Consider the following 18296-nt stretch of genomic DNA (forward strand, 5'->3'; position numbering starts at 1 on the left):
CCGCCGGCTCCAAACCGCAAGGTTGCGGCCCAGCGCGCAAAGGCTAAGCTTCCCCACCGGTATGGGAGCGCGACATGGACCAGATGCTGCAACCGCTACGGAAGTACGCCGACTTCAACGGCCGCGCCCGTCGCTCGGAATACTGGCTCTTCGTCCTCTTCCTCGTCATCGTGCAGGTGCTGGCCAGGGTGCTGTCCTGGTTCGTCGGCGGGGACCTGGAACATGATCCGTTCGGCTCCCCGGCCTCGGCGATCGTCGCCCTCGCCTATATCGGCTTCTGCCTCTACATCTTCGTCCCCGCCCTGGCGGTGAGCTTCCGCCGGCTGCACGACAGCGGCCGGACGGCTTGGTGGCTGCTGCTGGGCGTGATCCCGATCCTCGGTCAGCTGGTGGTGCTGATCTTCATGGTTCTGGAGGGGACGCCCGGCGACAACCGTTTCGGGCCCGATCCGAAGGCCACCGTTCCGGCGCCCGACACTCAGACGGTGACGTAGGCGCCGTCGCGGAGCATCGGCGCCGCGGCGCTGACGCCCCGCTCAAGCGCCAGGTCCACATCGATCGCGAAGCCGCGCTCGATGAGCTCGCGGCCCGACCGGCAGTCCCGGATCAGCGCCTCGAGGTCGGGCGCGGCGCTACGCCAAGCGTCGCGGGCCACGCGGGCCTCGGCGGTCATCTCCCCCTCCAGCGCCTCGATGATGGCGCCCGCGCCGATCAGGTCCTCGATGGCCGGGCGCAGGGTGTCACCGGGCCAGCGCTCACCCGCCGGGATGAGGCCGATGTCGCCCTGCCCCGCCAGCGCCCGGGCCCGGGCGGCCACGGCCTTGGCGTTGCGCAGGCACCCCGCCAGCACGGGGGTGTCGCCACAGGCCAGGGAGAGCCGTGAGCCATTTGGCGAGGGCAGCAGCAGGCGGTCGCCGGGGTTCAGGTCGCGCAGGCTGGCGGGCGACAGGCTGAACTGGCCGCCCGCGGCGCGCTTGGGCGCGGCCGCCATGGCGCCGACCTTCTCGGCCGCGGCCTTCGCCGCCGCGTGGTCGCCCAGGGGAAAGGGATAGATGCTCGCCCCACGGCCCACGGCGATGTCCACCGCCGTGGAGAAGGACAGCACATCGACGATCACGAACACCGAGACCTGCGATCTGAGGGCCTCGATCCCCTCACGCCCCCACTCGCAACGGATCATCGGACGACTCCCTGGCTGTCGCGCGCCTAGCCCTCGCGGGTGATGCCGACCCGCTGGGCCAGGGACGCCCCCATGAAGGCGTCCAGATCGCCGTCCAGCACCCCTTGGGTGTCGGAGGTCTCCACCTCGGTCCGCAGGTCCTTGACCATCTGGTAGGGCTGCAGGACGTAGGAGCGGATCTGATGGCCCCAGCCGATATCGGTCTTCTGGTCCTGCATCGCCTGGGCCTCGGCCTCGCGCTTCTGCAGCTCCAGCTCGTAGAGGCGGGCGCGCAGCATCTTCCAGGCCTCTTCCCGGTTCTGGTGCTGCGAGCGCCCGGCCTGGCAGGCCACCGCGACCCCGGTGGGGATGTGGGTCAGGCGCACGGCGGAGTCGGTCTTGTTGATGTGCTGGCCGCCGGAGCCCGAGGCCCGGTAGGTGTCGGTGCGCACGTCGGAGGGGTTGATGTCGATGACGATGGTGTCGTCCACCACCGGATAGACCCAGACCGAGGCGAAGCTGGTGTGGCGCTTGGCGGCCGAATCGAAGGGCGAGATGCGCACCAGGCGGTGCACCCCGGCCTCGGTCTTCAGCCAGCCATAGGCGTTGTGCCCCTTGATCTGCAGGGTCACCGACTTGATCCCGGCCTGTTCGCCGGCGGTCTCCTCCAGGAAGTCCACCGTCATGCCGTGAGCCTGGGCCCAGCGGGTGTACATGCGCAGCAGCATGCCGGCCCAGTCGTTGGACTCGGTGCCCCCGGCCCCGGAGTTGATTTCCATGAAGGCGTCGTTGCTGTCGGCCTCGCCGGAGAGCAGGGCTTCCAGTTCGGCCCGACCGGCGCGCTCCTTGATGGCCTTCAGCTGGGCGCGCGCCTCGTCCAGCGTCGCCTCGTCGCCCTCCTCGTCCGCCAGTTCGGCATAGCCGAGGGCGTCCTCGAGGTCGCGTTCGATGGACAGCACCGACTCCACGCTCGCGGCCAACTGGCTGCGTTCGCGGGTGATGGCCTGGGCGGCCGCGGCGTTATCCCAGAGGGTCGGGTCCTCGACCCGGGCGTTCAGCTCGTGAAGTTTTCGAAGCGCAGGTTCCCAGTCAAAGACGCCTCCTGAGCAGTTCGATCGACTGCTCGATGTCGGCCTTGGCAGCCTCAACATCCGCTCTCATGGGGAATTCCTTCGAAACGTGAGCCGGGGGCAGTAGCGGTTTGCCCGCCCTAGTACAACCCGCTCATGTCATCCTGCTTCTTCGGAGGGGCCGGCGGCGCGGGCGCGCCGGTGGGTTGCCCGTCTGGCCAGACCTGCTGATAGGGCTGCGGGCCCTCGCTGGGGCGATAGGCCCCCGCCGAGACGGCGACCTTGGGCTCGGTGCCGGGCCTGAAGGCCTCGCGGATGCCGCGGACCATGACGAACTTGGCGTTCTTGGGCGCCTTGAACTCGGTCTTGGGCAGGCCCTTGGTGGCCTCCATCATGAACTCGGTGAAGATCGGCACGGCGGCCACGGTGCCGGTCTCGCCCTCGCCCAGGCTGCGGTTGTCGTCGAAGCCCACGAACACGCCGGCCACGACCTGGGGGGTGAAGCCCACGAACCAGGCGCTACGGTATTCGTTGGTGGTGCCGGTCTTGCCGCCGACGGGACGGCCAAGCACGCCCACCGAGGTGGCGGTGCCGCGCTGGACCACGCCCTGCAGCATGGAGGTGATCTGGTAGGCGGTGATCGGGTCCATCATCTGGGCCCCGCCGGGGGCGATGCGCGGGCTCTCATCGCCGTTGAAGCCGGCGTCGCAGCGGGCGCAGTCGCGCTTGTCGGCGCGGAAGATGGTCTTGCCCTCGCGGTCCTGCACCAGCTCGATGAGGTGCGGCTCGACCTTGCGCCCGCCATTGACGAAGGAGGCGTAGGCCGCGGTCAGCTTGAACGGGGTGGTCTCGCCGGCGCCCAGGGCCATGGCCAGCACCGGCTCCATGTCGCGCACCACGCCCAGCTTGATGGCCATGTCGCGGATCTTCGACATGCCGACCCCCTGGGCCAGGCGCACCGTCATGGCGTTGCGCGACAGCTCCAGGCCTTTCCGCAGGGCGAGCGCCCCATAGTACTTCTTGTTGTAGTTCTCCGGCGTCCAGTCCTCGCCGGCGTTGCCTTTCAGGGTGATGGCGCTGTCCATCACCACGCTGGCCGGCGTGTAGCCGTTCTCCAGCGCCGTGGCGTAGACCAGGGGCTTGAAGGCCGAACCCGGCTGACGCATCGCCTGGGTGGAGCGGTTGAAGTTGGAGAGCGAGAAGGAATAGCCCCCCACCATGGCCAGGACGCGCCCGGAGTTGGGCTCCATGGCCACCAGGGCGCCGTTGACCGCGGGCACCTGCTTCAGGCGGTAGCCGCCGCCCTCGACGGGCTCCACGAAGATCAGGTCGCCCACCACGGGCACGCCCTTGCCGGCGCGGGCCCAGGCGACGTCCTCGCCCACCAGGGCGCCGGTGTCGCCGCTCTCGGCCACCTGGATGCGGACGTTGCTGTTGGAGGACTCGGTGACCACGGCCGGGCGCCAGCTGCGGCGTTCGGCCGGCAGGGTCTTCTTCTTGGCGAGCGCTTCCCAGCCGGGCGCGATGGTGACGTGGCCCCAGGCGCCGCGCCAGCCGTGGCGGCGGTCGTACTGCTCCAGGCCATGCATCAGGGCCACGCGGGCGGCCGTCTGCATCTCCGGATCGAGGGTGGTGCGCATGTAGTAGCCACCCTCATTCAGCCTCTGGCCCAGGGTGGCCAGGCCCCGGCGGCGCACCTCCTCGACGAAGAAGTCGGCGTCGCGGTACTTGGCGCGGCTGGGGGCGTTCTGGACCTTGAGGTCCTCCTTCAGCGCCTTGTCGGCGTCGGCGCGGCTGACCCAGCCCAGGTCGGCCATCTGGCCGATGATCCAGTTGCGGCGAGCGATGGCGTTCGCCTTGCGCCGGATCGGATGGTAGTTGTCCGGCCCCTTGGGCAGGGCCGCCAGATAGGCGCACTCGGCCAGGCTGAGGTCGGAAATCGACTTGCCGAAATAGTTGTAGGCCGCCGCGCCGACCCCATAGGAGCGGTACCCCAGCCAGATCTCGTTGAGATAGAGCTCGAGGATCTGCTCCTTGTTCAGCGTCTGCTCCAGACGCCGCGCCAGGATGGCCTCCTTCAGCTTGCGGCCGACGGTGGCGTCGCTGGTGAGCAGGACGTTCTTGGCCACCTGCTGGGTGATGGTGGAGCCGCCCTCCAGGCGCTTGCCCCGGGCGGCGTTGAGCACGTTGCGCATCATCGCCCGGGTCAGGCCCATGGCGTCCACGCCCGAGTGCTGGAAGAAGTTGCGATCCTCGGCCGCCAGGAAGGCCTGGGCCAGCTGTGGCGGGATGTTGTCGTAGGGGACGAAGATGCGGCGTTCGCGGGAGAATTCGCCGATCAGGGTGCCGTCCCAGGCATAGGCTCGGGTGGCGGTGGGCGGGCGATAGTCCACCAGGTCGCCCGCATCGGGCATGTCGTGGAACAGCCAGGCCGCATAGATGGCGATGGCGAACCCAGCCACCGCGATTGCGCTCAACACGGCGACGCCGGCGATCGCGACCCATCTTTCCGGGGGGTTCAAGACTGACAGACCTCCGCGGGCGCCCTCCTCCCGCATCGCCATCGTCTAGAGCGGGTTTGGAAAAAGGGAAAGCCGGATTTGCGCGGCCTTCGGACTTAGCGCGAGGCCAGCCGGGTTTCCTGGGCGAAATAGGCGTCGATGGAGTCGCCGACGGCGTTCATCAGCCTGGCCCGGCCGGCCGGATCACGGAGGAACGCCTCGTCCTCGGCGTTGTTCACAAAGCCCATCTCCAGCAGCACGGCGGGCACGTCGGGCGCCAGCAGAACGGCCAGGCCGGCCTCGCGGTGGCTGCGGCGCAGCAGCAGCATGTCGCCGTCGGAAATCCGGTCGAGCAGCATCTCGGCGAACTTGGCCGAGCGGTTCTTGGTGGAGCGCTGGGTCAGGTCGAACAGGATGCCCGAGACGCCCCGGTCCCCCTGCAGTCCGGCCTTCATGAACCAGTCGTCCTTGGAGACCAGCTTGGCCGAGCGGGCCACCGCGCGGTCGGCCAGGGTGTAGACGCTGGCGCCGCGGGTGTTGGTGGTGGGGCCCGAGTCGGCGTGCAGCGAGATGAACAGGTCGGCCCCCGACTTGCGGGCGATCGGCACGCGGGTTTCCAGGGGCACATAGACGTCGGCCGACCGTGTCATGACGACGCGGTAGCGGCCGGTGCGCTCCAGGCGCGACTTCAGCGCCAGGGCCGCGGCCAGGGTGACGTCCTTCTCGTAGCCGTTGGAGCCGATGGCGCCGATGGCGCCGGGATCCTTGCCGCCGTGGCCGGCGTCGATGACGACGGTCTTCTTGAGCGACAGCGGCGGCGGACGGATGGCGGCGGGCGCCGAGATCATCATCACCCGGCCGGCGTTGGCGGCGCCGGGCGTCGCGGCGGCCAGGTCGATCACATAGCGGTAGTTGGCCGCGCCGTCGGCCGGCGGCAGCAGGAAGCGGCGCTTGATCACCGCGTCGGAGGCCAGATCGATCCGCAGGCGCGCGCCCATCGGCCCGCCATCCAGCATCCAGGTCTTCACCAGCCCCTGGCCTGCGCCCTGCAGGGTGCGGTCCACATTGACCCCCGGCAGGTTCATGACGACGCGGCGGTCGTCCTGGCCATCGGACGCCACCTTGGCGGTGGCGGAGCGGTCGAGGTCGATGACGATTCGGGTTTCAGTCTGGTCGCCGCCGAGGCGGACCTTGAGGACGCCGCCGCCCGAGGCGTTGGCCTGGCCCACGGCCGCGAAGGCGAGACAGCACACGCCCGCGGCGACCGCCGCCAGGGTACGCTTTCCGAACTTTTCGAAGACGCCGCCTACTTTCGCGAGCATCCGGCCCCACACCACACGCATCTGATTTGAACCCCATATACCCCTTAACAGCGTGGAGAAACGGTTAACCCCTCCAGGCTGAACCGAGGCTGAAGCCGATTGTCTTTCTTTTTTCAGCTTAGTGTTGCAATGTCGCGGCCGCGCTGGAGGACGTCCTGCCTGTCAGGACCATGTTCCGCGCGAAAGCCTGCGTCGGCTTCGGCCGAATCCTCGGCCATGACGCATCAATCCGATCCGCGCTCCATCAAAGCGCGCCTGGGAAACACACTATGGGCAGCGCCGCTCGAGCCCCTTTTCGGCCTTGCACCGCCCGCGTCCCTGACGCGGCCGGCGAAGGCGTGCGCGCCCTCATGACAAACCGGCAGCGCCCGAGCCGAGAGCTCCAGGCGCGCCACGGAGATCGCCTATATGTCCAAGAAAATGCTTATCGACGCCGCTCACGCAGAAGAGACGCGTGTGGTGGTGGTCGACGGAACCCGGATTGAAGAATTCGATTTCGAAAGCCAGAACCGCAAACAGCTCCGGGGAAACATCTACCTCGCCAAGGTGACGCGGGTCGAACCCTCGCTCCAGGCCGCCTTCATCGAATACGGCGGCAACCGGCACGGTTTCCTGGCCTTCAACGAAATCCACCCGGACTACTACCAGATTCCGGTGGCCGACCGCGAAGCGCTGATGCGCGAAGAGGCCGAGGACGAAGACGACCACCCCGAGCCTCGCGGCCGGGGCAATCCCACGTCCGAGGATGACGACGAGGAAGACGCCGCCACCGACAGCGACGACGACGACGACGTCATGGACGAGGAGGTCGCCCGGCGTCGCCGGCGGCTGATGCGTCGCTACAAGATCCAGGAAGTGATCCGCCGCCGGCAGATCATGCTGGTCCAGGTCGTCAAGGAAGAGCGCGGCAACAAGGGCGCGGCCCTCACCACCTACCTGTCGCTGGCCGGCCGCTACGGCGTGCTCATGCCCAACACCGCCCGTGGCGGCGGCATTTCCCGCAAGATCACCACGGCCACCGACCGCAAGCGCCTGAAGGGCGTGGTCCAGAGCCTGGACGTGCCGCAGGGCATGGGCCTGATCGTGCGCACCGCCGGCGCCAAGCGCACCAAGGCCGAGATCAAGCGGGACTACGAGTATCTGCTGCGGCTGTGGGAGAACATCCGCGACAAGACCCTGCATTCCGTCGCCCCGGCGCTGATCTACGAGGAAGAAGACCTCGTGAAGCGCACGATCCGCGACCTCTACGACAAGGACATCGACGAGGTCTGGGTCGAGGGCGAGGCCGGGTTCAAGGAAGCCCGCGACTTCATGCGCATGCTGATGCCCTCGCAGGCCAAGAAGGTTCAGGCCTACCGCGAGCCGACCCCGCTGTTCGTCAAGCACAAGGTCGAGGACCACCTCGCCCAGATCTACACCCCCACCGTCCCCCTGCGCTCGGGCGGCTATCTGGTGATCAACCAGACCGAGGCCCTGGTGGCCGTCGACGTGAACTCCGGCCGCGCGACGCGTGAGCGGAACATCGAGGCCACCGCGCTGAAGACCAACATGGAGGCGGCCGAAGAGACCGCCCGCCAGCTGCGTCTGCGCGACCTCGCTGGCCTGGTCGTCATCGACTTCATCGACATGGATGAGTCGAAGAACAACCGGGCGGTCGAGAAGAAGCTGAAGGACTCCCTGAAGGACGACCGCGCGCGGGTCCAGATGGGCAAGATCAGCAGCTTTGGCCTGATGGAGATCAGCCGCCAGCGCCGTCGTTCCGGCGTGCTGGAAGGCACCACCCACGTCTGCGAACATTGCGCCGGCACCGGCCGCGTCCGTTCGGTGGAGTCCAGCGCCCTGTCGGCCCTGCGCACCGTCGAGGGCGAGGCCCTGAAGGGCGGCGGCGAAGCCACCCTGAAGGTTCCGCGCGCCGTCGGCCTCTACATCCTCAACGAGAAGCGCAGCCACCTGGCCCGCATCCACGAAGGTCTGGGCCTGTTCGTCACCATCGTCATCGACGACGCCATGTCCCACGCCGAGCACGAGATCGAGCGCACGGCCAGCGAGGCGCGGCCCGAGCACGCGGTGGTGCATCACACGCCGCTGCAGGCCTATGTGCCTGACGACGACGACTTCGATGACAGCGCCATCGAGGACGAGGAAGAAGACGACGAAGAGATCCTCGAAGCCGAGGAAGACGAAGAGTACGAGGGCGGCCGCGATCCCGTGGTGGCCCGCCAGGCCGAGGGCCGCACCGAGGAACGTGGCGAGGACGACGGCGAGCGCGCCGGCCGTGGTCGCCGTCGCCGTCGCCGCGGACGTCGCGACGGTGAACCTCGCCCCGACCAGCCGGCCGCCGAGCCGCGCGCGCCGGTCGAGGCCAAGGGTGAGTTCGAGGACGACGGCCAGGGCGGCCGACGCCGCCGGCGTGGCCGCAGGGGCGGTCGCCGGATGCGCGACGACAGCCGTCCGCAGGACGCCTTCTCCTGGACCCGTCCCTGGGTGCCCTACGGCGACGACCCCTTCGTCTGGCACGATCCGGCGGAAGACTTCCGCACCCCGGCGCCGGCCAATGACAGCGCCGCCGCGTCGGTCGCCTCGGCCGCCGAGACCGTGGTCCAGGAAAGCTCGCCGATGATCGCGCCCGCGGTCGAAGGCGGCGACGACATGTGGGTCGAACTGCCGGCCCTGGACGAGAAGCCCAAGAAGACCCGTGCGCGTCGTGGCCGAGGCCGCGGTCGCGCCGGCGAAGAGGGTGAAGCCGCCGAGGCTCCGGCCCGCGAGGAAGCGCCCGATCCGGTCGCGGTGATCGAAGAGGCGGCCGCGCCGCTTCCCGAGCCCGAGCCGGTCGTCGAGGCCGAGGCGCCCGCCGCCCCGGTGAAGAAGACCCGGGCCCGCAAGCCCAAGGCCGAGGCCGCGCCGGTGGAAGCCGCCGCCGAAGAGGCCGTGGCCGAGCCCGGGGCCGAGGTCGTGGCTCCGGAACCGGCGCCCGCGCCGGAACCCGTGGCCGCCAAGGTCAAGGAACCCGATCCGGCGGAAATCTCCACCCCGCCGGCCGCGCCCCGCAAAGGCTGGTGGCGTCGGGGCTGACGGGTTAGGCTGACCGCATGAAGGACTGGGGGGCGCTAGGAGTTTCTGGAATGGCGTCCCCTGCCCGTTCGCTTCCCCGGCTGGTCCTGACGGCGACGGCCGCCCTCAGCCTGGTGCTCCAGGCGGCCCCCGCCCGGGCCCAGGAGGGGGTGTCGCTGATCCGCGACACCGAGATCGAAGAGACCCTCCGCAAGGACGCCACGCCGCTGTTCGAGGCCGCGGGCGTCGACGCCAAGGCCATCCACATCCTGCTGATCGGATCGAAGGACCTGCAGGCCTCGGCCGGGCCCGGCCAGATGGCGGTCTATACCGGCCTGATTCTGGAGACCGAGAACCCCAACCAGCTTCAGGGGGTCATGGCCCACGAAATCGGCCACCTGGCCGGCGGCCACTCCGCCCGTTCCGGGGACATGAACGCCGCGGGCATGAAGCCCTTCCTGCTGACCATGGGCCTGGGCGTGCTGGCGGCCCTGGCGGGCTCGGCCGAGGGCGCCGCGGCCCTGGTGGGCAGCGCCAACTATTTTGGGGCCCTGGGGGCCATGGGCTACAGCCGCGAGCAGGAATCCCGCGCCGACCAGGCGGGCCTGACCTATCTGGAGAAGGCCGGCCTGTCGGGCCGCGGCCTCGTCGAGTTCTTCGACAACTTCCGCTATCAGGAGGTCTTCCAGGAAGCGCGGCGTTTCGCCTATTTCCGCAGCCACCCCCTGTCCTCCGACCGGATCGAGGCCCTGCGCGGCCGCGCCGAGGTCCTGGCCCACTACGGCGCGAAGGACGCGCCGGAAGCGATGACCGAACACGCGGTCATGAAGATGAAGCTCGACGCCTTCATCAATCCCCAGCTGGTGATGGGCAAGCTGGACGAGAAGGATCAATCCTACACGACCCGCTATGGCCGGGCGATCGCCTACTACCAGCTCAAGGAGCCGGACAAGGCGCTGAAGATCATCGACGGCCTCCTCGCCGAGCACCCGGACAACCCCTACCTCTACGAGCTGAAGGGCCAGATCCTGTTCGAGTTCGGCCGGGCCGACGAGGCCGAGGCGCCGCAGCGCAAGTCGGTCGAACTGAAGCCCGAGGCGCCGCTGCTGCGCATCAATCTGGGCCAGACCCTGATCGCGCTCACCGACGAGAAGAAGGTCGACGAGGGAATCGGCGAGCTGAAGCGCTCCCTGTCCCTGGACGAGGAGAACGCCGAGGCCTGGCGTCTGCTGGCCCAGGCCTATGACCACAAGGAACAGGACGGCCTGGCCCGCTACGCCACCGCCGAATACAATTTCCAGATCGGCAACCGGCAGCAGGCCCTGGTCTTCGCCATGCGCGCCCGCGAGAAGCTGGACAAGGCGACGCCCGAATGGCGCCGCGCCACCGACATCGTCCTGGCCTCTTCTCCCAGCAAGGACGACCTCAAGGATCTGGCCAAGGAAGGCTCGATCCGCCGCGGCTCGCTCCGCTGACCTTCGCAATCCCCGCCCTTCAAGCTAAGCAGCCGTCATGAAACTCCTCCCAGCCGCCGCCCTGGCGCTCGTCGCCGTCCTGTCGCTCTCCGGTTGCCAGAAGACGGCCGACGCCGCCTTCGGCCAGAAGGTGCGCGCCTATCTGCTGGAGCATCCCGAGGTCATCGAGGAGGCGGTGCAGAAGCTGCAGGAAAAGAAGATCGCCAACGCGGCCGACATCGCCAAGGCCGGCCTGGTGAAGCATCGCAAGGCCCTGGAACAGGACCCCCGCGACTTCGTGGCCAACCCGAACGGCAAGATCACGGTGGTGGAGTTCTTCGACTACCGCTGCGGCTACTGCAAGACCTCCGCGCCCGAGGTGGTGAAGATCATCCAGGACAACCCGGATGTCCGCTTCGTATTCAAGGAATTCCCGATCTTTGGCGGCGAATCGAACCTGGCCGCCAAGGTCGCCCTGACCCCCGCCGGCAAGGCCAACGGCCTGGCCCTCTATCAGGGCTTCATGGGCGAGAAGGCGCTGGACGAGGCGGCGATCGACCGCCACCTCGCCGCCGTCGGCGTCGACCCCGCCCAGGCCAAGGCCGCCGGTGAGTCGGCGGCCATCAACAAGCAGATCAGCGACACCCATGAACTGGCCCAGGCCCTGGGCATCGAGGGTACGCCGGCCTTCATCGTCGGGGACCGGATGATCCCCGGCGCCGACCTGCCGGCCCTGCGCGCCGCCATCGCCCAGGCCAAGGCCGGCGACCTGAAGACCATCGGCTAGACCGCCCGGGCGACCCAGAGCTGCTCTCCGCCATAGGCGGGCGGCGAGCGCTGGAAGTCCGAATAGACGCTGACCGCCTCGAAGCCGGTGAGCTCCAGCAGGTAGGCCATCTCCTGGCGCGTCGACCAGCGCAGGGTCCAGGACGTCTCATGGCTGCCCAGGACCGAACCCCGGACGTCCAGTTCCTCGATGCGCATCCGTTCGCCGGTCGTCTGGCGGAAGGGATCGGTGTGGCGGCCCAGGCAGGTGCGCCGGAAACGCCGGCCGCTGGCGGGATCGACCACCTCCCGCGCCGGCCAGGGATCAGGCGTCCCGACGCACATCTCCAGCCGCGGGTCGAACATGTCGATCACCAGCATCCCGCCGGGATTCAGGCAGCGCCAGACCCGCTCCAGGGTCTTTCTCTGGTCGGCCGGATCGGTGAGGTGCTGGAAGGACCTGGCCGGGATCAGCACCAGGTCGAATCGCTCCTGGGTCTCGAAGTCCTGCATGGGCGAGCAGATCAGCCGCGCCCGTCCCCAGGCCGAGGGCCGCAGGGCCTGCAGCTTGCGGTCGGCCAGGTCCAGCATGGCGCGCGAGATATCGACCCCAGTGACCTCGAACCCGGCCTCCACCAGCGGGGTCAGGATGCGTCCCGTGCCGCAGGCCAGCTCCAGCACCCTGCCGCCGCGGTCGCGGGCCAGGTCGAGGTAGAAGTCGATGTCGCCGGTCAGCTTGCCGTTCTGGGCGGCGAACAGATCATAGCTCTCGACGGCGAGGCCGCCGCCGTAGAAGGCGTTTGGGTTGAGGTCGTCGTGGGGCATCGGGTGGTCCTGTCTCGGTGATCCGGGAGACAGGGCGATCCTCTCAAGGCCCCGTCCGTGTCCGGCGGGGCTGTTGAAGGAAGCGGCTAGTCGCGCGCACGCCCTCCAACGCCCCGCGAGGGAGCGATGGTGGAGGTCATGATCTGGGCGGCGCAACGCAGCATGGCAGGGCGATAGCCTTGACAACCAGACCTGTAAAGTCCCCCCTTCCCTTCCCCCCGGGCGCCCGTGTCACCATCAAAGAAAACGCCGGGGAGGCGACATGACCGAAACCGTACTGGTGATCGGGGCCGGAATCGGCGGGCTCTGCACCGCCCTGGCCCTGGCTGGTCCCGACCGCACGCTCATCCTGCTGGAACGCGACCCACCGCCGCCGGAGGGCGACGCCGACGAGGCCTTCGCCGACTGGGCCCGCCGCGGGGTCGGCCATCTGCGCCACAGCCACGCCTTCCTGGCCCGCCTGCGGCTGATCCTGCGCGACGAGCATCCACAGCTGCTGGCCGAGCTGCTGGAGGCCGGCGCCCGCGACCTGGGCTTCGAGCAGATGCTGAGCGACGAGCTGAAGAAGGGCTATCGTCCAGAACCCGTCGACCGCGACTTCGTGGTGCTCACCAGCCGTCGCACGACCTTGGAGCTGGTGATGCGCCGCTATGTGGAGCGGCTGGCCAATGTGGAGATCCGCTCCGGCGTCTTCGTCACCGGCCTGAGGCTGCAGCCGGGGTCTCCCGTCCGGGTCACCGGGGTCACCCTGGAGGGCGGCGAGGAACTCACCGCCGACCTGGTGGTGGACGCCGCCGGCCGCACCACCGCGGCCATCGAGCAGCTCGTGGCGGCGGGCGCGGCCGTCACCGAGGCCTCGGAGACCGCCGGCATCCTCTATTTCACCCGCCACTACCGTCTGAACCCCGGCATGTCCGAGCCGCCGCGCGGCAAGTCGCCCGGCACCGGCGACCTGGGCTTCCTGAAGTACGGGGTCTTCCCGGCCGACAACGGCTGGTTCTCCATCACCATGTGCGTGCCGGAGATCGAGCTGGAGATGCGCAGGGCCATCGTCGATCCGGCGGTGTTCGACGCCATCTGCGCCCAGCTTCCGGGCCTGGTCCCCTGGATCGATCCGGCGCGGTCGCGCGGCGTCAGCCGGGTGTTCGGCATGGGCGACCTGCACAGCCGCTGGCGCGACATGGCCCCGGCGGGCGAGGCCACGGTGCTGGGCTATTTCCCCCTGGGCGACAGCCTGGTGCGGACCAATCCACTCTACGGCCGGGGCTGCTCCTTCGCGGCGGTCAGCGCCTACGCCCTGCGCGACTCGCTCACCGAGTCCGCCGATCCGGCCGCGCGGCTGCTGGCCTATCAGGGCCGCATCAATTCGAGCCTCAAGCCCTACTATCAGGACATGCTCAACCAGGACCGGCAGGCCATCCGCCTGGCCCGCAACACGCTGACCCCCGGCTATCGGCCGAGGCTGAAGGCCCGCCTGATGAAGCGGTTCCTGGAGGACGGGGTGGCCGTGGCGGTCCGTTCCGACATCGGCCTGCTGCGGCAGGCCCTGCGGGGCTTCCACATGCTCGAGGATCCCTCGGCCTGGCTGAAGCGCCCGGCCAACCTGCTGCGGGTGATGGGCTACTGGGCGCGGGGCAAGAAGGCCAATGCGGCGGCCTATCCCCCCAAGCTGGGCCCAGATCGCACCGCGATGATGCGGACCCTGGGCCTGTCGCCGGAGCTGGACATAGAGCGGCTGAAGGAAGCCGCCTAGACCCTGACCGCTTCAGATGGTCTCATCTGAAGCGGCAAGAAGGGCCTAGATTCAAAAACTTAGAGCACGTCGGGCGGCGGAACCGGCATCCACTTCCGCCTGACGTGCTCTAGTCCGGGGTCTGCATGGAGAACAGCGACCCAGCGGCCATCTGGTCCCGCGTCGCCTCGGGCGCCAGGGTGGCGGCCTTGTCCAGCTCCACCAGTTCCGGCGGCACGTACCAGTGCAGCTTGTCGGAGTGGTAGGCCTCCCAGACCACCTTGGCGACCTCCATGGGCGGGATGGCGCGGAACAGGCCCTCCTTGGGCGCCCCCGCCGCCGCCCCGGGGGGCAGGATCGGGGTGTCGATCAGGCCGGGCAGCACGTCGGCGACCCGCACGCCATAGGCCTTGAACTCGACCGACAGGGCCTCGCTCAGGCCCTTCACGGCATGCTTGGTGGCCGAATAGACCGCGATCCCGGCCATGCCGAAGGTGGCCGAGGATGACGAGGTGGTGAAGCAGAGCGACCCCGGGGTGGCCTTCAGCAGGCCGATCCCCTCGTGGATGCCGATCAGCACGCCGACGAAATTGACCTGGACCACGGCCAGGACGTCCTCGAAGGGCTGGTCAGCGAAGGGGCCGCCCCGGCCGATCCCGGCATTGTTGTAGAGCAAATCCAGCTTGCCGCCGGTGGCGGCGCCGAACTCGGCGAAGGCCGCCTGGAAATCGGCGCGGTCGGTGACATCCAGGACGCGGACGACACAGTTCTCGGCCCCCAACTCGGCCTCCAGGGCCTTAAGCCCCTCGGCGTTGACGTCATAGCCGCCGACGAACCAGCCCTTCTCGTGGAACAGCCGCGCGGTCTCCCGCCCCATGCCCGAGGCGGCCCCGGTGATGAAGATCGACTTGCGTCCCTTGGCCTGTCCCATGGCGGCTCCTCCCTTGTTGTTGGCATGGAGCTTGGACCCGTGGCGCTAGGGAATGCCAGCCCCCGTCAGATCAACCCCGACTGCGGCGATGACGGATCGCCATAGACCCGGCGCGGCATACGGCCCGCCAGGAAGGCCTGCCGCCCGGCGATGACCGCGTGCTTCATGGCGCTGGCCATCCGGACAGGGTCGCGAGCGTCGGAAATGGCGGTGTTCATCAGCACGGCGTCGCAGCCCATCTCCATGGCGATGGCGGCGTCCGAGGCGGTGCCCAGGCCTGCGTCCACCAGGACCGGCACCTTGGCCTGCTCGATGATCAGGCCGATATTGACCTTGTTGAGGATGCCCATCCCCGAGCCGATCGGCGCGGCGAGCGGCATGACGGCGCAAGCGCCGGCCTCCTCCAGCTTGCGGGCGTAGACCGGGTCGTCGGTGCAATAGACCATCACCTGGAATCCCTCGGCGATCAGCATCTTCAGGGCGCGCAAGGTCTCTTCCATGTCGGGATAGAGCAGCTTGGGGTCCGACAGCACCTCCAGCTTCACCAGGTCCCAGCCGCCGGCCTCGCGGGCCAGGCGCAGGGTGCGCACCGCCTCCTCGCCGGTGAAGCAGCCGGCGGTGTTGGGCAGGTAGGTGAAGCGGTCGGGCTTCACATAGTCCACCAGCATCTGCTGGCTGGGGTCGGACAGGTTCACCCGGCGCAGGGCCACGGTGACGATTTCGGCGCCGGAGGCCTCGGCCGCGGCGGCGTTCTGGGCGTAGTCCTTGTACTTGCCGGTGCCGACGATCAGCCGCGAGGTGAAGGTGCGGCCGGCGACGCTCCAGGTGTCGTCCTGGGTCTGGGTGTGAGTCGTTCCGTCCATGTCAGCCGCCTCCGATGAAGTGGACGATCTCGATCCGGTCGCCGTCGGAGAGCGCGGTCGCGCCATAGGCCGAGCGCGGCACGATCTCGAGATTGCGCTCCACGGCCACCTTGCGGGGGTCCAGGCCCAGGCTCACCACCAGGGCCGCCAGGTCCGAAAGGCCCGAAAACGAGCGCTCCTCGCCGTTGATGGTCAGGGTCATGACCGCCTCGTCCAACACGTCGTCCATTCCCAGTGCTTGTGACCCCCGCCGCCGCCCGTTACAAGACGGCGGAATCGACGGCGGAGCCGAATGTCGAAACCGATCTATGTGCTGAGCGGGCCCAACCTCAACCTCCTGGGCGTCCGCGAGCCGGAGATTTACGGAAAAGCCACGCTGGACGATGTGCGCAAGCTCTGTGAGCAACGCGCCGCCGCCCTGGGGCGAACCGTCGTGTTCCATCAATCCAACCACGAAGGCCAGTTGATCGACTGGGTGCAGGAAGCCCGCACCGAAGCTTCCGCCCTCGTGATCAACCCGGCGGGCTATGGCCACACCTCCATCGCCCTGCTGGACGCCCTGAAGATGCTCGATATCCCCATCGTCGAGTGCCACCTCTCGAACCCGGCGTCGCGCGAGGCGTTCCGCCGTGAAACCTATGTCTCGCTGGCCGCCACCGGACTGGTGTCGGGTTTCGGCGCGGCAAGTTATGTCCTGGCCGTCGAGGCCGCCGCGGGTCAGTCCGCGTAACCTCCAAGCCTAAGAATAAGGGTCTTTTCCATGGCTAGCACTCCCAAGGCGCCCGCCGATCCGATCGACGCGCGCCTGGTGCGCAAACTGGCCGACATCCTCACCGACACCGGTTTGTCGGAGATCGAGGTCGAGCATTCGGGCCTGAAGATCCGCGTCGCCCGCACCATGACCGCCGCGCCGATGCAGTATGTCCAGCACCAGCCGATGGCTCACGCCCCGGCCGCGCCGGCCGCCCCGGCCCTCGACGCCCCGCCCAGCGCCGCGGCTGTCGCCGCCGAGGCCCGTCGCAATGGCGACCTGGTCAAGTCGCCCATGGTCGGCACCGTCTACATGCAGCCCCAGCCCGACGCCCCGCCCTTCGTGAAGGTCGGCGACAGCGTGGCCGCCGGCCAGACCCTCATGATCATCGAGGCCATGAAGACCATGAACCCGATCCCCGCGCCCAAGGCCGGCAAGGTCGCCGAGATCCTGGTGGGCGATGGCGACCCGGTGGAGTTCGGCGAACCTCTCGTCGTCATCGAATAGTCCGATGTTCGAGAAAATCCTCATCGCCAACCGGGGCGAGATCGCGTTGCGGGTCCACAGGGCCTGCAAGGAAATGGGCATCTCGACGGTGGCGGTCCACTCCGAGGCCGACGCCGGCGCCATGTGGGTGCGGCTGGCCGACGAGAGCGTCTGCATCGGCCCGCGCTCGGCGGCCAAGTCCTACCTGAACATCCCCTCGATCATCGCCGCGGCCGAGATCACCGGCGCCCAGGCCATCCATCCGGGCTACGGCTTCCTCTCGGAGAACGCCCGCTTCGCCGAGATCGTCACGGCGCACGGTTTCACCTTCATCGGCCCCAAGGCCGAGCACATCCTGATGATGGGCGACAAGATCACCGCCAAGCAGGCGGTGAAGGACGCGGGTATCCCCGTGGTCCCCGGCTCCGACGGCGCCGTGACCACCGAGGAGGAGGCCTTCGCCGCCGCCAAGCAGATCGGCTTCCCCGTCCTGATCAAGGCCGCCGCCGGCGGCGGCGGACGCGGCATGAAGGTCGCCGAGACGATGGAAGACTTGGCCGAGGCGGTCTCGACGGCCCGGGCCGAGGCGCGCGCCTCCTTCGGCGACGACGCGGTCTATATGGAGCGCTACCTCCAGACCCCGCGCCATATCGAGATCCAGGTCATCGCCGACAGCTTCGGCAATGTCTGCCATCTCGGCGAACGCGACTGCTCCCTGCAGCGGCGTCACCAGAAGGTGCTGGAGGAAGCCCCCTCGCCGGTCATCACCCCGGCCGAACGCGCCAAGATCGGCAAGGTGGTGGTCGATGCCATCAAGGCCATCGGCTATCTCGGCGTCGGGACCATCGAGTTCCTGTACGAAAACGGCGAGTTCTTCTTCATCGAGATGAACACCCGCCTGCAGGTGGAGCACCCGGTCACCGAGGCCATCACCGGCATCGATCTGGTGCGCGAGCAGATCCGCATCGCCGCGGGCCTGCCGCTGTCCTTCCGCCAGGAGGACATCGTCTTCGAGGGCCACGCCATCGAGTGCCGGATCAACGCCGAAAACCCGAAGACCTTCGCGCCCTCGCCGGGCCTGGTGACCGACTTCCACGCCCCCGGCGGCCTGGGGGTGCGGCTCGATAGCGCCCTCTATGCGGGCTATACGATCCCGCCCGACTACGACAGCCTGGTGGGCAAGCTCATCGTCCACGGCCGCGACCGCGAGGAGTGCATCGCGCGCCTGAACCGCTGCCTGGGCGAGATGGTGGTGGGCGGCATCGAGACCTCGATCCCGCTGTTCCAGGAGCTGATCCACCAGCCCGACATCATCGCCGGAAACTACGACATCCACTGGCTGGAACGCTGGATGAAGGAACAGGCCGACCTGTCGGCCTGATCGGC

General features: G+C 68.7%; 16 protein-coding genes. 8 read left to right on the plus strand and 8 right to left on the minus strand.

Annotated features, from left to right (window positions below):
- The first annotated feature begins 74 nt into the window (after window positions 1–74).
- A complete protein-coding gene (locus ACO06I_RS05490; protein ID WP_421931585.1) occupies window positions 75–494 on the plus strand; it encodes a DUF805 domain-containing protein in 420 nt (139 codons plus the stop codon).
- Here the strand turns inward: ACO06I_RS05490 and ACO06I_RS05495 are convergent.
- The 4 genes from ACO06I_RS05495 to ACO06I_RS05510 form a co-directional block, all read right to left on the minus strand.
- On the minus strand, window positions 479–1180 hold the full coding sequence (locus ACO06I_RS05495) for a 2-phosphosulfolactate phosphatase (protein WP_421931586.1): 702 nt from the start codon (window positions 1178–1180) through the stop codon (window positions 479–481). The genes ACO06I_RS05490 and ACO06I_RS05495 overlap by 16 nt on opposite strands.
- 26 nt (window positions 1181–1206) lie before the next feature.
- Window positions 1207–2320, minus strand: a protein-coding gene (gene prfB, locus ACO06I_RS05500; RefSeq protein WP_421931587.1) for a peptide chain release factor 2 whose coding sequence is annotated in 2 segments (ribosomal slippage) — window positions 1207–2250 and window positions 2252–2320 — 1113 coding nt in all. Because the reading frame shifts where the segments join, the coding sequence is not laid out codon by codon here.
- A gap of 49 nt (window positions 2321–2369) precedes the next feature.
- Complete coding sequence (locus ACO06I_RS05505; RefSeq protein ID WP_421931588.1) at window positions 2370–4787, minus strand: penicillin-binding protein 1A; 2418 nt, start codon at window positions 4785–4787, stop codon at window positions 2370–2372.
- Between the two features lie 59 nt (window positions 4788–4846).
- The gene (locus ACO06I_RS05510; protein ID WP_421931589.1) at window positions 4847–6052 is read right to left on the minus strand and encodes an N-acetylmuramoyl-L-alanine amidase family protein; all 1206 of its coding nucleotides are present in this window, start codon (window positions 6050–6052) and stop codon (window positions 4847–4849) included.
- A gap of 408 nt (window positions 6053–6460) precedes the next feature.
- Between ACO06I_RS05510 and ACO06I_RS05515 the strand changes: the two genes are divergently transcribed.
- The 3 genes from ACO06I_RS05515 to ACO06I_RS05525 are packed head-to-tail and all read left to right on the plus strand — an operon-like array spanning window position 6461 to window position 11344.
- A complete protein-coding gene (locus tag ACO06I_RS05515) occupies window positions 6461–9124 on the plus strand; it encodes an Rne/Rng family ribonuclease (RefSeq protein ID WP_421931590.1) in 2664 nt (887 codons plus the stop codon).
- 50 nt (window positions 9125–9174) lie between these two features.
- Window positions 9175–10578 carry a M48 family metalloprotease gene (locus ACO06I_RS05520; RefSeq protein ID WP_421931591.1) on the plus strand — a complete coding sequence of 468 codons (1404 nt, stop codon included), beginning with the start codon at window positions 9175–9177 and terminating at the stop codon, window positions 10576–10578.
- A gap of 37 nt (window positions 10579–10615) precedes the next feature.
- Window positions 10616–11344 (plus strand): DsbA family protein, encoded by a 729-nt coding sequence (locus ACO06I_RS05525; RefSeq protein ID WP_421931592.1) that lies wholly within the window; start codon window positions 10616–10618, stop codon window positions 11342–11344.
- Here ACO06I_RS05525 and ACO06I_RS05530 read toward each other — a convergent pair.
- Window positions 11341–12147 carry a class I SAM-dependent methyltransferase gene (locus tag ACO06I_RS05530; RefSeq protein WP_421931593.1) on the minus strand — a complete coding sequence of 269 codons (807 nt, stop codon included), beginning with the start codon at window positions 12145–12147 and terminating at the stop codon, window positions 11341–11343. The genes ACO06I_RS05525 and ACO06I_RS05530 overlap by 4 nt on opposite strands.
- A 262-nt stretch (window positions 12148–12409) precedes the next feature.
- On the opposite strand from ACO06I_RS05530, the gene ACO06I_RS05535 reads away from it, so the two are divergent.
- Entirely contained in the window at window positions 12410–13900 is a 1491-nt protein-coding gene (locus ACO06I_RS05535; RefSeq protein ID WP_421931594.1) for an FAD-dependent oxidoreductase, read from the plus strand.
- Window positions 13901–14009: 109 nt separating this feature from the next.
- Here the strand turns inward: ACO06I_RS05535 and ACO06I_RS05540 are convergent, their stop codons facing one another.
- The 3 genes from ACO06I_RS05540 to thiS form a co-directional block, all read right to left on the minus strand.
- Entirely contained in the window at window positions 14010–14810 is an 801-nt protein-coding gene (locus ACO06I_RS05540; RefSeq protein WP_421931595.1) for an SDR family oxidoreductase, read from the minus strand.
- A gap of 65 nt (window positions 14811–14875) precedes the next feature.
- Window positions 14876–15673 (minus strand): thiazole synthase, encoded by a 798-nt coding sequence (locus tag ACO06I_RS05545; protein ID WP_421931596.1) that lies wholly within the window; start codon window positions 15671–15673, stop codon window positions 14876–14878.
- A 1-nt stretch (window position 15674) separates the two neighbouring features.
- Complete coding sequence (gene thiS, locus ACO06I_RS05550) at window positions 15675–15875, minus strand: sulfur carrier protein ThiS (protein WP_310539010.1); 201 nt, start codon at window positions 15873–15875, stop codon at window positions 15675–15677.
- A gap of 90 nt (window positions 15876–15965) precedes the next feature.
- On the opposite strand from thiS, the gene ACO06I_RS05555 reads away from it, so the two are divergent.
- The 3 genes from ACO06I_RS05555 to accC are packed head-to-tail and all read left to right on the plus strand — an operon-like array spanning window position 15966 to window position 18291.
- Window positions 15966–16403, plus strand: coding sequence for a type II 3-dehydroquinate dehydratase (locus tag ACO06I_RS05555; protein WP_421931597.1), 438 nt, complete (start codon window positions 15966–15968; stop codon window positions 16401–16403).
- A gap of 30 nt (window positions 16404–16433) precedes the next feature.
- Entirely contained in the window at window positions 16434–16931 is a 498-nt protein-coding gene (gene accB / locus ACO06I_RS05560; protein WP_421931598.1) for an acetyl-CoA carboxylase biotin carboxyl carrier protein, read from the plus strand.
- 4 nt (window positions 16932–16935) lie between these two features.
- Window positions 16936–18291: an acetyl-CoA carboxylase biotin carboxylase subunit gene (gene accC / locus ACO06I_RS05565; protein ID WP_421931599.1), complete on the plus strand. Its 1356-nt coding sequence runs from the start codon at window positions 16936–16938 to the stop codon at window positions 18289–18291.
- Window positions 18292–18296: the final 5 nt, after the last annotated feature.

This window comes from Phenylobacterium sp. (assembly GCF_965229015.1).
GTDB lineage: Bacteria > Pseudomonadota > Alphaproteobacteria > Caulobacterales > Caulobacteraceae > Phenylobacterium.

Bases quoted from the DNA above. Each gene is read 5' to 3' on its own strand.
- thiS (WP_310539010.1), bottom strand. From the start codon at position 15,875: ATGACCCTGACCATCAACGGCGAGGAGCGCTCGTTTTCGGGCCTTTCG.
- ACO06I_RS05530 (WP_421931593.1), bottom strand. From the start codon at position 12,147: ATGCCCCACGACGACCTCAACCCAAACGCCTTCTACGGCGGCGGCCTC.
- ACO06I_RS05555 (WP_421931597.1), top strand. From the start codon at position 15,966: ATGTCGAAACCGATCTATGTGCTGAGCGGGCCCAACCTCAACCTCCTG.
- accC (WP_421931599.1), top strand. From the start codon at position 16,936: ATGTTCGAGAAAATCCTCATCGCCAACCGGGGCGAGATCGCGTTGCGG.
- ACO06I_RS05510 (WP_421931589.1), bottom strand. From the start codon at position 6,052: ATGCTCGCGAAAGTAGGCGGCGTCTTCGAAAAGTTCGGAAAGCGTACC.
- ACO06I_RS05505 (WP_421931588.1), bottom strand. From the start codon at position 4,787: ATGCGGGAGGAGGGCGCCCGCGGAGGTCTGTCAGTCTTGAACCCCCCG.
- ACO06I_RS05515 (WP_421931590.1), top strand. From the start codon at position 6,461: ATGTCCAAGAAAATGCTTATCGACGCCGCTCACGCAGAAGAGACGCGT.
- ACO06I_RS05495 (WP_421931586.1), bottom strand. From the start codon at position 1,180: ATGATCCGTTGCGAGTGGGGGCGTGAGGGGATCGAGGCCCTCAGATCG.
- ACO06I_RS05545 (WP_421931596.1), bottom strand. From the start codon at position 15,673: ATGGACGGAACGACTCACACCCAGACCCAGGACGACACCTGGAGCGTC.
- accB (WP_421931598.1), top strand. From the start codon at position 16,434: ATGGCTAGCACTCCCAAGGCGCCCGCCGATCCGATCGACGCGCGCCTG.
- ACO06I_RS05525 (WP_421931592.1), top strand. From the start codon at position 10,616: ATGAAACTCCTCCCAGCCGCCGCCCTGGCGCTCGTCGCCGTCCTGTCG.
- ACO06I_RS05490 (WP_421931585.1), top strand. From the start codon at position 75: ATGGACCAGATGCTGCAACCGCTACGGAAGTACGCCGACTTCAACGGC.
- ACO06I_RS05520 (WP_421931591.1), top strand. From the start codon at position 9,175: ATGGCGTCCCCTGCCCGTTCGCTTCCCCGGCTGGTCCTGACGGCGACG.
- ACO06I_RS05540 (WP_421931595.1), bottom strand. From the start codon at position 14,810: ATGGGACAGGCCAAGGGACGCAAGTCGATCTTCATCACCGGGGCCGCC.
- ACO06I_RS05535 (WP_421931594.1), top strand. From the start codon at position 12,410: ATGACCGAAACCGTACTGGTGATCGGGGCCGGAATCGGCGGGCTCTGC.